The 13,249-nt window shown below is 33.2% G+C and carries 10 protein-coding genes; 5 read left to right on the plus strand and 5 right to left on the minus strand.

From position 1 onward, the window contains the following. The first annotated feature begins 953 nt into the window (after positions 1–953). Both ispF and asnS read left to right on the plus strand, forming a co-directional pair. Positions 954–1,436, plus strand: coding sequence for a 2-C-methyl-D-erythritol 2,4-cyclodiphosphate synthase (gene ispF / locus P3F56_RS04365; RefSeq protein ID WP_281153557.1), 483 nt, complete (start codon positions 954–956; stop codon positions 1,434–1,436). Positions 1,437–1,568: 132 nt separating this feature from the next. Continuing rightward, the gene (asnS, locus tag P3F56_RS04370; protein WP_281153558.1) at positions 1,569–2,960 is read left to right on the plus strand and encodes an asparagine--tRNA ligase; all 1,392 of its coding nucleotides are present in this window, start codon (positions 1,569–1,571) and stop codon (positions 2,958–2,960) included. A gap of 48 nt (positions 2,961–3,008) precedes the next feature. On the opposite strand, the gene P3F56_RS04375 is transcribed toward asnS, so the two are convergent. The 5 genes from P3F56_RS04375 to glyS all read right to left on the minus strand — a co-directional run bounded on the left by P3F56_RS04375 (position 3,009) and on the right by glyS (position 7,825). Then, positions 3,009–3,224 carry a hypothetical protein gene (locus P3F56_RS04375; protein ID WP_281153559.1) on the minus strand — a complete coding sequence of 72 codons (216 nt, stop codon included), beginning with the start codon at positions 3,222–3,224 and terminating at the stop codon, positions 3,009–3,011. Between the two features lie 102 nt (positions 3,225–3,326). After that, entirely contained in the window at positions 3,327–3,743 is a 417-nt protein-coding gene (gene msrB, locus P3F56_RS04380; RefSeq protein WP_281153560.1) for a peptide-methionine (R)-S-oxide reductase MsrB, read from the minus strand. 29 nt (positions 3,744–3,772) lie between these two features. After that, a complete protein-coding gene (locus P3F56_RS04385; RefSeq protein ID WP_281153561.1) occupies positions 3,773–4,564 on the minus strand; it encodes a glutathione S-transferase family protein in 792 nt (263 codons plus the stop codon). Positions 4,565–4,744: 180 nt separating this feature from the next. After that, a complete protein-coding gene (locus tag P3F56_RS04390) occupies positions 4,745–5,515 on the minus strand; it encodes a sulfotransferase domain-containing protein (RefSeq protein ID WP_281153562.1) in 771 nt (256 codons plus the stop codon). A 174-nt stretch (positions 5,516–5,689) separates the two neighbouring features. After that, positions 5,690–7,825 (minus strand): glycine--tRNA ligase subunit beta, encoded by a 2,136-nt coding sequence (glyS, locus tag P3F56_RS04395; RefSeq protein ID WP_281153714.1) that lies wholly within the window; start codon positions 7,823–7,825, stop codon positions 5,690–5,692. A gap of 2,330 nt (positions 7,826–10,155) precedes the next feature. Here glyS and P3F56_RS04400 point away from each other — a divergent pair. From P3F56_RS04400 to P3F56_RS04410, 3 genes are read left to right on the plus strand one after another with little or no spacing between them, the layout of a single operon-like run. Then, positions 10,156–10,947 carry an HAD family hydrolase gene (locus tag P3F56_RS04400; RefSeq protein WP_281153563.1) on the plus strand — a complete coding sequence of 264 codons (792 nt, stop codon included), beginning with the start codon at positions 10,156–10,158 and terminating at the stop codon, positions 10,945–10,947. A gap of 47 nt (positions 10,948–10,994) precedes the next feature. Continuing rightward, positions 10,995–11,687, plus strand: a complete 693-nt coding sequence (locus P3F56_RS04405) for a RibD family protein (RefSeq protein WP_281153564.1) — start codon at positions 10,995–10,997, stop codon at positions 11,685–11,687. Positions 11,688–11,741: 54 nt separating this feature from the next. Continuing rightward, positions 11,742–12,914: a GNAT family N-acetyltransferase gene (locus P3F56_RS04410; RefSeq protein WP_281153565.1), complete on the plus strand. Its 1,173-nt coding sequence runs from the start codon at positions 11,742–11,744 to the stop codon at positions 12,912–12,914. Positions 12,915–13,249: the final 335 nt, after the last annotated feature.

Here is a 13,249-nt window from a genome sequence, read left to right on the forward strand (position 1 = left end):
TAGATAAGCTGCTCGGAATTTCAGGGGCCAATTAGTTGCTGATAATGTACTTCTATTAAGAAACTTGTGTCACTACGGGGCAAGATTATCTCTTCACAGGAAGGCCTACTATTATCAACCATAGGGAGATATTTTATTTGTGATTTAATGCTATATTCATAACGGTAAATAGATCCAGCTCTGATATTTAGGTTATTCTACATCACAAACTGTTTTTATTAGAACTTATAAAGTAGGGGATATAATCCTTACTTTTTTAAGAAGTACCGGAAAAACTTAGGTTGTACTACTCCTAAAAAATCTAACAATTAATGATTTTGAACGTGTATCTATTTAGTGCTAAAAATCAAATTTTACTTCTGGTAATGCTAGATGGTAAGTAAGACTAACACACCAAAATAAAAGTTTAGTTTGTGAAATAGTTGGGACTTATAACTATCTATATTTTAGAATATTTTGTGCCAAATAATTGAACTCAAATAAAAAAGAAAGTAAATCTTTTAAAGAAAAAACTTGAGTATCATCACTAACAATAATCTCTACTTGTAGGACTAATTCAGCAATCCGTTAGCGACAAGCCCCGCGGGGTATGATAGGAGAAAGATCCTCGGTATTTTTTCTGTTAACAGAAGCAATAGCTATTGCCAATGGAGAAAGTTAACCAAAAACTAACATTTTTGATGTTGGTTCTAACATAAGTTTTGTGTACTCCTAAAATAGCTGCTCTTACCCTAAACTTGGAATAAGGTATATAAGCTAAATTGTGAATAGCTTTACCAAAGGTTTGTTTTTCTTGTTAAGATAAAGCTATAACTAAAGCAAAAGATAAATACTAAAAAAGAGACATTGGGTAAATAAAATCAAAATAATAACTGTAAACAACTACATAGTTTTACTATTTTCCTAAAGCTAGTTTAGACTTAATTATTAATATCTACAAGAAGGCTACTAAGATGAACGTTCGTATTGGTAATGGATATGATATCCATCGTTTGGTTCAAAGTCGTCCTTTAATTCTAGGAGGAATTAAGATTCCTCATACTGTCGGTTTGTTGGGACACAGTGATGCCGATGTGTTAACACATGCTATTATGGACGCTATATTAGGGGCGTTAAGTCTAGGAGACATTGGTCATTATTTCCCTCCTTCTGACCCTCAATGGAAAGGGGCAAATAGTGTTGCATTACTTGAACAAGTCAATAAATTGATGCGATCACAAGGGTGGCAGATTGGTAATATTGACTCAGTTATTATTGCTGAACGTCCAAAAATCAAACCTTATATCTTAGACATGAGAGAAAAGTTAGCTGAAATTTTAGATATTGAATATGATCAGATCGGAATTAAAGCAACAACAAATGAAAAACTAGGACCGACTGGACGTGAAGAAGGTATCTCAGTTTATACAGTGGCTTTATTAGTAAAAGATGAATAAGCTCGAGAGATACTCTATTTCTGTCAATGTGTCAAGTATTTTACTCTATTTCTCGGAGAGATTAACTCGTTCTAAGTGCTACAGTGTTAGTATGAGAGAGGTTTGAGCCTGAACAGATCCTAAGACATAAATATGCCAACACAATGTATTAGAGACATTTTACGAAACGGTCAACCCAATGATACAGTTACGGTTCAAGGTTGGGTACGAACCAAACGAGAATTGAAAGAATTCACTTTTATGGAGGTCAATGATGGTTCCTCCATGACTAGTGTTCAAGTGGTTCTTGATGCTACCGTCGTTAACTATAAAGATGTCCTTAGATGTTTGAATACCGGTGCTTCTGTTGAGGTAATAGGAACCTTAGTTCTCTCCCCAGGAAAAGGGCAACGTATTGAGGTTAAAGCATCATATATAAAAGTTTATGGGGGCTCCGATCCTGAAACCTATCCCCTCCAGAAAAAACGCCACTCCTTTGAGTTTTTGCGTACGATTGGACATTTGCGAGCACGCACTAATACCATGGGCGCTGTTATGCGGGTTCGAAACGCCTGTTCAAATGCAATTCACCGTTTTTTCCAAGAAAGAGATTTTATCTGGGTTCATACCCCTATTATTACGCCTAGTGACTGCGAAGGAGCGGGGGAGTTGTTTACTGTCACTAATTTGGACTTAAATAAAGTTCTCAACAATGAAGAAAAAAGTATAGATTACAGTCAAGATTTTTTTGGCAAGCGAGCATATTTAACTGTTAGTGGTCAATTGGAAGCAGAAGTGATGGCCATGGCTTTTAAAAATGTGTATACTTTTGGTCCAACATTCCGAGCAGAAAATTCTAATACTTCCCGCCATTTAGCTGAGTTTTGGATGGTAGAACCTGAAATGGCTTTTTGTAATCTTGAAGGTAATCAAGACTTAGCTGAAGCATTCCTCAAATACATTTTTAAATCTGTTTTAGAAACTTGTCCAGAAGACATAGATTTTTTTGACAAACGCATTGATAAAACTGTTTTAGAAACAGCCAATAACATCATAGATAATGATTTTGAACGAATTACCTATACTGAAGCTATTAAACTTTTAGAAAGAGCAGAACAAAAGTTTGAATATCCTGTAGAGTGGGGTATTAACTTACAGTCGGAACATGAACAATATTTAGCAGAGAAATTAGTTAAAAAGCCGTTAATTGTAACTAATTATCCTGAGAAAATTAAAGCTTTTTATATGCGGTTGAATGATGATGGTAAAACCGTAGCGGCGATGGATGTTTTAGTTCCAAAAATTGGTGAAATTATTGGAGGTTCCCAACGGGAAGAAAGGTTAGATATGTTGCAAAAAAGAACTAGTGAATTAGGTCTTTTAGAAGAAGAAATTTGGTGGTATTTAGATTTACATCGTTATGGTACCGTTCCCCATTCAGGGTTTGGTTTGGGATTTGAAAGATTGGTGCAATTTATAACAGGAATGGGTAATATTCGAGATGTTATTCCCTTTCCAAGAACTCCTTTTAGTGCTGAATTTTAGTCACTAATCTTTGTCACCAATAGGTGACAAAGATTCACCGTTAACTATTTACCTATTAAGTAATTCTTGGATTATTTTGGGAAAACTAAGAATTTGATCCCATAGTTGTTGAGGAGAAATTCCTAAAGTAATTTGTAAAGCCATAACAATTACGATAATAATAAAGGCAGTTTTAACACTGGCTTTTATAACTTCCGTTGTCCAGTTGAAAACTAACCAAGTAATCAATAAGGAGGCCACTAGGACAATTAAATTAATTGGCATTACCCTTAGATTTAAAAGTATTAAAATAACTAACTATCAGTAAGGTTGGCTATGCCAACCGTCTTTTTTGAACAACCGTTTGTTCAGAAAAGACGGTAAAATCTAAATATCTTCTTTAGGAAAAAACTTCAACGATACCCCATTGATACAGTAACGTAGTCCGGTTGGGGCTGGACCATCACTAAAAACATGGCCTAAATGACCGCCACAGCGACTACAATGGACTTCCTTACGGGTCATGAATAAAGACTGATCAACCGAAGTAGCGATTGCCCCTTTAATAGAATCATAAAAACTAGGCCAACCTGTTCCACTATTGTATTTAATATCTGAAGTAAATAAGGGATATCCACAACCACCACAGACATAAGTTCCTGTCCTATATTGTTTATTGAAGGGGCTAGTTCCAGCAATTTCAGTTCCATGTTTGCGTAAGACATCAAATTGTTCTGGTCTTAAGATTTCCTGCCATTCTTGGTCAGATTTGACGATTTCAAAATTATCTTTTGAAGTTTTCATTAGTTTATAAGTTTAGTAATTTAGTGCAATTAATCAATCGTGATCTGTGTAGGGTTACTTTGACCTGAATTTGTTTTTCTTTGAGGTTTGCGATAATCAGTGTAGAAGCGATCTCGCCACAGGAAAAAAGTGTCATAAGTAGTATTATCCGTCAACTCAGGAATTCCCTTTCCTTTTAATTGATTAGGAATATCGAGGTAATCTCCGGCAGGAAACTTCAAAATCATACTTAACCCCGCTACGGTCAAATCCGCGAGGGTGGGTTCTTCCGTCACTAAATAAGGACGATGCTGTAAAATCAAGCTTAAAGCTTCTAAATCCTGTTTAAGGCCAATATGAGCAGATTTGATTGCCTCTGGACCTAATCCAATTCCTGTTCCTAAAACTGTGAGTAAATCCCCAGGAACTGCCTCGATAAAAGTTTTGAGGAAGTCGGGGACCTCTCGAGGCAAAATAGAGGTACGAAAATTAGGATTTTTATTCAAAGCCCCAATTAATGCAGTACGTCCTTTAATGCCAATGGATTCATCGGCCCATTCTTCAATCAATAAGCACTGTCCCCTCGCCAAGGGATCGGTGGGAATGATGGGTTTTTCAGGATATTTACGGTCTAAATAAAAGGCAATTTTAGTTGAATCAGCGATAATAGTTTCGCCATCCTTTAAAACAGGAACTTGTCGCTGTCCGGACAGTTTAAACAGTTTAAGCTGTCCAACTCCTGGAGTTACTTCGATTTTGCGGTAATCCAATCCCTTGTAGTCAAGAATTAGCCGTACCTTTTCAGAATATTGAGACAACTCAAATTGATATAACTCTAACATGGAGGCTCCTTTATCCAAAGTTACAAAGTCAATATTTAATGTAACGTTCTTTTACTAAATTTGCGATTAGAAGAGTTTTTTTACCTCGAAATATAACCAGTGTGTTATTTAGATTATCTGAAAACTTATTTGAGACACAATCTTAGTTCTAGCTTATAATTAGAGTCTTCAATAATTTTTTTAAAAATAGTTAAACTTTGATAAAATTTCTTGAAAAATAGAATTCAATTGCTCAATAGTTTCTGGGCGTAACTTATTACTATGATCTCCTGGTATTATTTTTCGTTTATGGACTAAATTTTCTGCTCTAGGTTTGAACTCCCTATGGTACTTCATATAATATTTTTGAATTAAGAATGATGCTACAAGTTGATTGAATTGAAAGGACTTAATAATTTTAGAAAGCCAACTGCTATAGTTTGTGACCATTTCTTCATATTTAACAATAATAATTTTTCTATTTTCTAAGGTTGATAAATTTAATAGTGGTTGATATCTAGTTTTTAAGGGTTGATCTCCGAAAGTAAATAGTTTTTCGGACGCTTCTACAACATATGTATCAATAGAGTTTTCTTGTACCCATTTCCTTAATTTTTTTCTTTCTTGACTCCATTGACTATCAGGATGAGTCCAACCTAACGAAAAATATTCAGACACTAAAATATCTCTAGGATCTCTTATTTGTATAATATGAGTTATATTTTTAACATTTTTGAAAATGTACTCTTCTAAGTTAAAATTTCGCTCTGGACATAAACAAAAATCAATGTTAGTATCTTGTTTTAAATGTTGGTAGTCAGGGGGGTTATTATTGCGTGAAAAATACTTAATTCTTTTTTCTATAGATAAATCTTTAAAAAATTTATGTAAAAACATAGTACCACTTTTATGTAATGAATGAACAATAAATCCTTGATTTTCTATCAAAAAATTATCGATTTTATTTTTCATTGGTTTAAATGCTAATTAGCAGTTTTTTATTAATTTTTTATGTTTATTTATTTTTTTAAAAAAATCTAAACCTTATTAATAATAATGATTAATTGTTGATCAACTTAATTGAGTTCATCATTGCGTTTAAAATATTTTAATTGTAAATTAAATATCGAAGTTAAACCACTACAATCATCCCTTGATGATAGCTCCAAAATCCGATAAAACTCTTCCATGGTTTCGAAGTATTCCTAATAAGTTTAAGCGATTTGTTCTAACTTTAAGATCTTTATCCATCACTAAAACACTATCGTCTCCATCAAAAAAATCACTTACTATCGGAGTAATTTTAACTAAACCTTCCACCAACAATTGATAGTTACGTTGAGATTTTGCAGACAAAGTTTTGGGGAGTAAATCTACTAACTCTTCATAAAATGACATCTCTGAATTCTGTTGAAAAAGTTTAGGAATAACAACTTTTCTAGGATCAAGTTCAAGAAAGTCTAAGTTTCCTTGGGAAGCAAGACGAGTCGAACGATTAACCGTTTTATAGATAGCATCTAAGCGACCATTATTGCGTATTTTCTGTAAGAATTGAGCGCGATCACGGACATCTAATAAATTATGTAAAGCGCGTTCCCGAAATTCAGGATCATCTTCTCCTAGTACTGCATTGACTAAATCATAATCAATCTTTAATTCCTCTTGGAGGAGAGTTTGAAGGCGTTGAATAAAGAAGTATTCTAATCTTACTAGAGGAGATTTTTTATCACTATGAATCGCTACAAAATCTTGACTTCCTTGGTCCAATAATTTTGCTAAATTAATCTCTAATTGCGCTTTCCAAATAATATTAATAACTCCATTAGCTGCCCGTCTTAAGGCAAAAGGATCAGATGATCCAGTAGGTATCAGACCTAACCCAAAAATGCCTACCAAAGTGTCCAGGCGATCAGCAAGTCCTACCACTTGACCAGTTAAGGACTGTGGCATAATATCATCAGCCCCACGGGGCAAGTAATGCTCAAAAATTCCTTGAGCCACTGCTTCCGACTCTCCGCTAACCAGGGCATATTTTTGTCCCATAATTCCTTGTAATTCAGGAAATTCATATACCATTTGGGTGACAAGATCTGCTTTACACAGCATGGCTGTACTTTCAATCTCTTCATATTTTTGTTGTGTTAACTCCAATTGTTGGGCAATTTGTTGGGATAACGTCATAATACGGTCAATTTTGTCCTTCATAGTTCCCAATTCTTCTTGAAAGATAATGGTTTCGAGTTGGGGAAGAAAACTATCTAAGGGTTTACTACAGTCTGCGTGGTAGAAAAATTGGGCGTCTGCTAGACGAGCTCGGATCACCCGTGCATTTCCTGTAGCTATGATTTCAGATTTTATGGGATCACCATTAGAAATGATAATAAAGTTAGATAATAGTGACCCTTGGGAATTTTTAACCGCAAAATAACGCTGATGAGTCATCATCACGGTAGTGATGACTTCGGTGGGAAGTTCAAGAAATTCTTCATCAAATTTTCCAGTAATTGCCGTGGGATATTCTACTAAGTTGGTTACTTCCGTTAACAAATCAAGGGGAATATCTGAGGTTCCTTTTAGGTTTTTGGCCATCGTATTGACTTCTTTTTGAATGGTTGTACGACGGTAAGCCTGATCCACTTCAACAAATACAGTTTGTAAGGTTTCCCTATATTGAGATGCGTGGGGGATGCTAATAGGAGCGGGATGAAGAATACGATGACCATAGGAAATACGATCACTAATTAAGGTGTTTTCTGCATTAACTAATTGCAAAGGGAGGACTTGATCATCACACAGGATCACTAACCAGCGAATGGGACGGGGAAAGCGTAAGTCCCCATTCCCCCACCGCATAAACCTTCTTCCTTCTAATTTTGTAATCCAGGTGGGGATTAATTCTTGTAAAATCTCAGATGTAGGTTGTCCTTTAATCTTTTTGTCAATAAACACAAAGTCCCCTTTTTCCGTAGGGCGAATTTCTAGATCAGCGATGTCTACCTTTTGTTTACGAGAGAATCCTTCTGCTGATTTAGTTGGTTTTCCGTCTTTAAATGCTGCTTGTGCTGATGGCCCTTTGATAGTTGTAGTGCGATCTTCTTGTTGATTGGGGAGTCCAGCAATTAAGACTGCTAAGCGACGGGGTGTCCCATAAACGGTAATGGACTCCGGAGTGAGGAATTCTTCTTCTAGACTAGAGGGGATGCGTTGTTCCCATTGGGCGATTGCACTATCAATAAAATCTGCGGGCAATTCTTCTGTTCCGACTTCTAATAAAAAGAACATATTCACTGACGATGGTAAATTTAAGACTAAAGGATTATGATGCCACGTTAAAGTCAAAAGTAAAAAAGCTGATTATACAAAGATCTCAGCAATGTTATTTAACCAAACTTTGTAAATACTGATGGCGCATACTGTTGTAAAATTTATCCTATCTGATAATACCTTGTTAGCATTAGTTATCGCTTTATTATATTTATAATTGGTTTGATTTAGCTTTACTCTTTAATTGGTTTCAGTTTTGATGATGAGTCAATTTGGAATCATAGTTTTTTTATTTTGTGCAGAGAAGGGACAGAGATAATTTTAAAAATTGGAACTGAGAATTTTAGGTGTTTTTTAAAAAAAGTAGATGAGCTTAAATAAGTCTAAAATATGAAAGTTTTAAATGATAGTGATCACTAGAGGTCAGCTTGCTCTTCTAATTCTGTTAGCTGAATTGGAAGAGCAAGAACTATCAAAGTTGACTCGCAACTTAAAAACTTACTACAGAATAAGAATGAGAGTGGTAGTTTTATCCTTAAATCCAAGAGAGTGGAAAGTTAAGGACATTTTAGAGGGGATAAATATATGGCATTACACAGAAATGTTAAGACAATTTTCTGGGCAAAAAATAAGTAGTTTAATGCTGGAATAAGTGCGATCAGTAGTTTTCAACAAGAAGATACATAGTTAATTATGTTAGCGCTTTTTTAAAAAAAACTATTTAAACTATTAAGGAAGGTTTTAGAATAAACTTATTTCAAGTTTTTTATAAGCTAAAAAAATAGTAATATAGTCTAATAGACTAAATGTAAACAATAGTATATTTTACCTAACTCTTCAGATTTTAAAACTCCCGATATTTTTTAATTTTTTGTAAAAACCTAACTCAAATAAATGTTATCTAAACTTGAAATAGTTAGAGAATCTATAGACGCTGCTTTCAAGAATATTGAAATAATTCTTGAAAGCAGCGTCTGGCATAACATATAATTATACAAATAATTAATTTATTAATTATTTAAAGAGAAGAACAATTATAGAATTTTTTAACTAGTGAAATCATACCATACTGATGGTATGATTTCACTAGTTAAATTTAAATTTAAATTTAATAATTTTTTAGATTTAGATTTGACGAATTTTCTAAATCTATGAGCCCTACTTTTAATTGACTTCAATATATTCTTAACACCTTATACTGATTCCTAATTTATTTCTTGATTAAAATAGACAATATTTTCTCTGGTCCAACAACTAGACCAACTACAACACATATTTTTGTCCATAAAGAATTAGTTTTTTAAAACATTAATTGACCAATTTAAATAGTTATAATAATTAGTCTATTTTTAAAAAAAATGACATTTTACTGGACATAACAGTCAATTTATACACTAGTTTAATTAAGCCTTTAGTTTTTTACTTAAAACTGATAAGATTTTTCCTTTTAATTAGCACCTTAAGTTTTTTATTTGAATGTATTAATATAATTAAACATTCAAATATTGAATTCTAATACATAAGATTCTCCGATGCCACTCAAGATTTTTCAATATCTATATTAATATTTTATATCTTGATAAGTTTTTTAAACTTAAACTTATAGATGTGTTGTTTTTATAATTATTGTATTAATTTTTTTTATAAAAAATTAATTGCTAGCTGTTTCAGTCTCTAATAGTTCTTGAGTGATGGCTTTTAAAGTAAAATTAGAAGATTATTTCTATTTTTTGTTAATTTATTTGGTCGTTTTTATTGTTCTTTATAAGCTCATTTTTTAAAATCTAAATATTTTTAGTGTCTTAAACTAAAAAACTCTATTATTAGATGTAATTTACATTACATCTAATAATTAGCATTTAAATAGAAAAAATTTTAATTTAAAATTAAATACTTTTTATGTATTTACTTTTGAATAGTATTTATTATGTCTTAACAATTAAGAGTTTAAGTTAATTCAAAGTCTACTTGCATAAAAAATATTGATGTTATATATTGAGTTTAGTATTATGGTTATATATAAATTAAATTGACATGCTGGGTAAGACACCATTTTATAGTAAATAAAATTTACTATGTACAAATAATAATTTTTAATAGAGTATTTATCAAGAACTATTATTTGTTTTTATTTTTTATATAAAAGATTTGGTAAAACTAAATTTATCAAAATATTGTCCTAATTAAGCAACTATATACAACAGTTATAGAAATTGCTCAATTCAAATAATTTTCAGGATTTAAGTCACTTTTTTTAAAAAATTAGACTATAAAACTTTCTACGTTTTTCTCGCTAAAGTATGTCATGATGAGAACGTAGTTTTTCCTATAAAAGTTGAGAAGTACTAATGGTTATCTCTACTGAGCCCCGAATCCTAGCTCTGGATTTTGATGGCGTTATTTGTGATGGTTTATTGGAATATTTCCAAACAACTAAATTGACCTATATTCAAGTTTGGACTGAACATTCTTTAGATTTTCTTGATAATTTTTCTCATAGTTTTTATCGATTACGCTCCGTGATTGAAACTGGGTGGGAAATGCCTATTTTATTAAGAGCTTTGGTTCTGGGTTTTGATCAGAATCAGATGCAAGATGATTGGTCTAACCTTTGTCAAAAAATTATTAAATTAGATAACTTAAACAAACAAACTCTTATAACTAAACTAGACGAGGTCAGAGATAATTGGATTAATTCTGATTTAGAAAGCTGGTTAAAACTACATCGATTTTATCCTGGAGTGATCGAAAAAATTGGTAAAGTCACTAGCTCTTCTACTCTATTATATATTGTTACTACAAAAGAAGGAAGGTTTGTTCAACAATTATTAGGAAAAGAGGGAGTAGAATTGCCAAAAAAAAACATTTTAGGCAAGGAAATAAGACAACAAAAACATGAAATTTTGAGAGAATTAATCCTAAAAAATTCCCAATGTTCTAGCCAATTGTGGTTTGTTGAAGACTTATTAAAAACCTTGTGTAAAGTTCAAGAACAATCAGATTTAAAAAAGGTTAAATTATTTTTAGCTAACTGGGGATTTAATACGTCTAAAAATCATAATTTAGCTAAAAGCAATTCAGGTATCCATGTACTTTCCTTAGAACAGTTCAATGATAATTATTTATCTTGGCTTAGCTAATTGTGATTATTTAACTCCTTATTGTGTTTAATGTAATTTTGTGAAAAATGTTAGAAAAACGACCCCAGACAACGGTTATTCTAGCCATGACAGCCGATGGCAAAATTGCGGATTCCCAACGCAACCCTTCACGATTTGGTTCTCAGGCGGATAAAGCCCATTTAGAGGAGCAAATCTCCTTAATGGATGGAGTTCTCTTTGGTGCAGAAACTTTAAGAGCTTATGGAACAACTTTATCAATTACAAACTCTTTCTTATTAGAGACTCGAAAGCAAAAAAATAAACCGCTACAACCCGTACAAATCGTAGTCTCGGGCTCTGGGAAAATAGATCCTAATATACCCTTTTTTTCTCAATTAATTCCTCGTTGGCTAATAACGACAATAGAAGGGGCTAATACCTGGAATAAAAAATGTCATCAGGGATTTGAAAAGTTAGTTATTTCTAATGTAGCTCAAGGGAGACAAATAGATTGGCAGAATGTGTTTGAACGGTTATATCAATTAGAACTAAGTAAATTAGCAATTTTAGGAGGAGGAAACCTGATTGCTTCTCTTTTAGAAGCTAATTTGATTGATAACTTATGGCTAACTATTTGTCCTCTTCTGCTCGGTGGGGTGACATCTCCTACCCCGGTTGAAGGAATGGGTTTTCTGTCTCATCAAGCTAAACCCTTACAATTGTTGACAGTCAAGCAAGTTGAACAAGAAATTTTCCTCCATTATCGGCTGCATCCTTAGAAAATATTGATTACTCTATAAAAGATAACCATCCTCCTATTCACGCGATCACTCATGGTTGAACAAATTAAACCCCAATATTCCATCGCTTGGATTAAAAAAATTGCCGAAATTCCGAAAGCTGCCTGGGATGAACTTGCTCAAACCTTAAAAACACCATTTTTGGAGTGGGAGTGGCTCAATAATATTGAAATATCCCAAAGTGCTATTCCAGGCACTGGATGGCAACCGAATCATCTCACAATATGGCGAGATAAACAACTTATTGGGGCAGCGCCTCTCTATATTAAAAGTCATAGTTACGGAGAATTTGTCTTTGATCATCAATGGGTAAATTTATTCCATCGCTTAGGTGTTCCTTATTATCCTAAATTGTTAGGGATGACTCCTTTTACTCCAGCAGTAGGATATCGTTTTTTAATTGCTCCAAAGGAAGATGAAACAGAAATTACCCAATTAATGATGACTGCGATTGACCATTTTTGCGATCGCAACCGACTGTCAGGGTGTCATTTCTTATTTGTTGACCCTGACTGGCGGCAATTGATGGAAAATAATGGATTTAGTTCTTGGCTTCATCATAGTTATATTTGGTCTAATAAAGGGTTTAATAGTTTTGATGATTATCTAGCCGTTTTTAACGCTAATCAACGCCGTAATATTAAGCGAGAGCGGAAGGCAGTTATTAAAGCAGGTTTAGAAGTAAAAACCTTTATAGGAGAAGACATTCCCCATAATCTATTTCCTTTAATTTATAAATTTTATAGCAGTACTTGTGAGAAATTTTATTGGGGAAGTCAGTATTTAACCAGCAAGTTTTTTGAACAGCTTTATCCCCATTATCGTCATCGAATAGTTTTGGTGGCTGCTTATACTGAAGATAATAATCAATGTCCTGTGGCAATGTCTTTTTGTCTACGAAAAGGAGAAAATTTATATGGGCGTTATTGGGGTTGTTTAGAGGAATATGACTGTCTTCATTTTGAAACTTGTTACTATCAACCCATTCAATGGGCAATTCAAGAAAAAATCTCCATGTTCGATCCCGGTGCAGGAGGACTACATAAGCAGCGCAGAGGCTTTGCGGCAACTCCTAACCACAGTTTACACCGCTTTTACGATCGAAAAATGAGTCAAATCCTTAGACACTATATTGGAGAAGTCAATGAGATGGAACAGGAAGAAATTGACACGATTAACCAAAACTTACCCTTCAGTAAACACTAAATTTAGTTTAAGGTCTAAAACACGAACAGCTCTACCCAGATTAAAAGTCTTGTCAGATGGGTAAAGTTTCAATAATACACTTTTACTCGAGATAACTCTCTTGATTTGCTTATTTACAGCAACTATTTTACAGTAAAATTTAACCGTTGTTTATCCCCAATTCTTTGGCTTGAGGTCTTTCCCATAAATGATAGTTTATGAGTTAGGAAAGTTTTCTAGTAAAAAAGGTCAGTAACTTTTGATACATAATCTTTAAACCTGATCCTAGAAAAAAAACTCGCTATGATGAGAAATAGTAAGATTTATCCAAATCTTAGGTACTTAAATAACCATTT

The organism is cyanobacterium endosymbiont of Epithemia clementina EcSB (assembly GCF_029919255.1).
Lineage (GTDB): Bacteria > Cyanobacteriota > Cyanobacteriia > Cyanobacteriales > Microcystaceae > Rippkaea.

Coding starts and splice junctions, on each gene's coding strand:
- glyS (WP_281153714.1), bottom strand. CDS start 7,825: ATGTTCTTTTTATTAGAAGTCGGAACAGAAGAATTGCCCGCAGATTTT.
- P3F56_RS04390 (WP_281153562.1), bottom strand. CDS start 5,515: ATGAAAAATAAAATCGATAATTTTTTGATAGAAAATCAAGGATTTATT.
- ispF (WP_281153557.1), top strand. CDS start 954: ATGAACGTTCGTATTGGTAATGGATATGATATCCATCGTTTGGTTCAA.
- P3F56_RS04405 (WP_281153564.1), top strand. CDS start 10,995: ATGTTAGAAAAACGACCCCAGACAACGGTTATTCTAGCCATGACAGCC.
- asnS (WP_281153558.1), top strand. CDS start 1,569: ATGCCAACACAATGTATTAGAGACATTTTACGAAACGGTCAACCCAAT.
- P3F56_RS04375 (WP_281153559.1), bottom strand. CDS start 3,224: ATGCCAATTAATTTAATTGTCCTAGTGGCCTCCTTATTGATTACTTGG.
- msrB (WP_281153560.1), bottom strand. CDS start 3,743: ATGAAAACTTCAAAAGATAATTTTGAAATCGTCAAATCTGACCAAGAA.
- P3F56_RS04410 (WP_281153565.1), top strand. CDS start 11,742: ATGGTTGAACAAATTAAACCCCAATATTCCATCGCTTGGATTAAAAAA.
- P3F56_RS04385 (WP_281153561.1), bottom strand. CDS start 4,564: ATGTTAGAGTTATATCAATTTGAGTTGTCTCAATATTCTGAAAAGGTA.
- P3F56_RS04400 (WP_281153563.1), top strand. CDS start 10,156: ATGGTTATCTCTACTGAGCCCCGAATCCTAGCTCTGGATTTTGATGGC.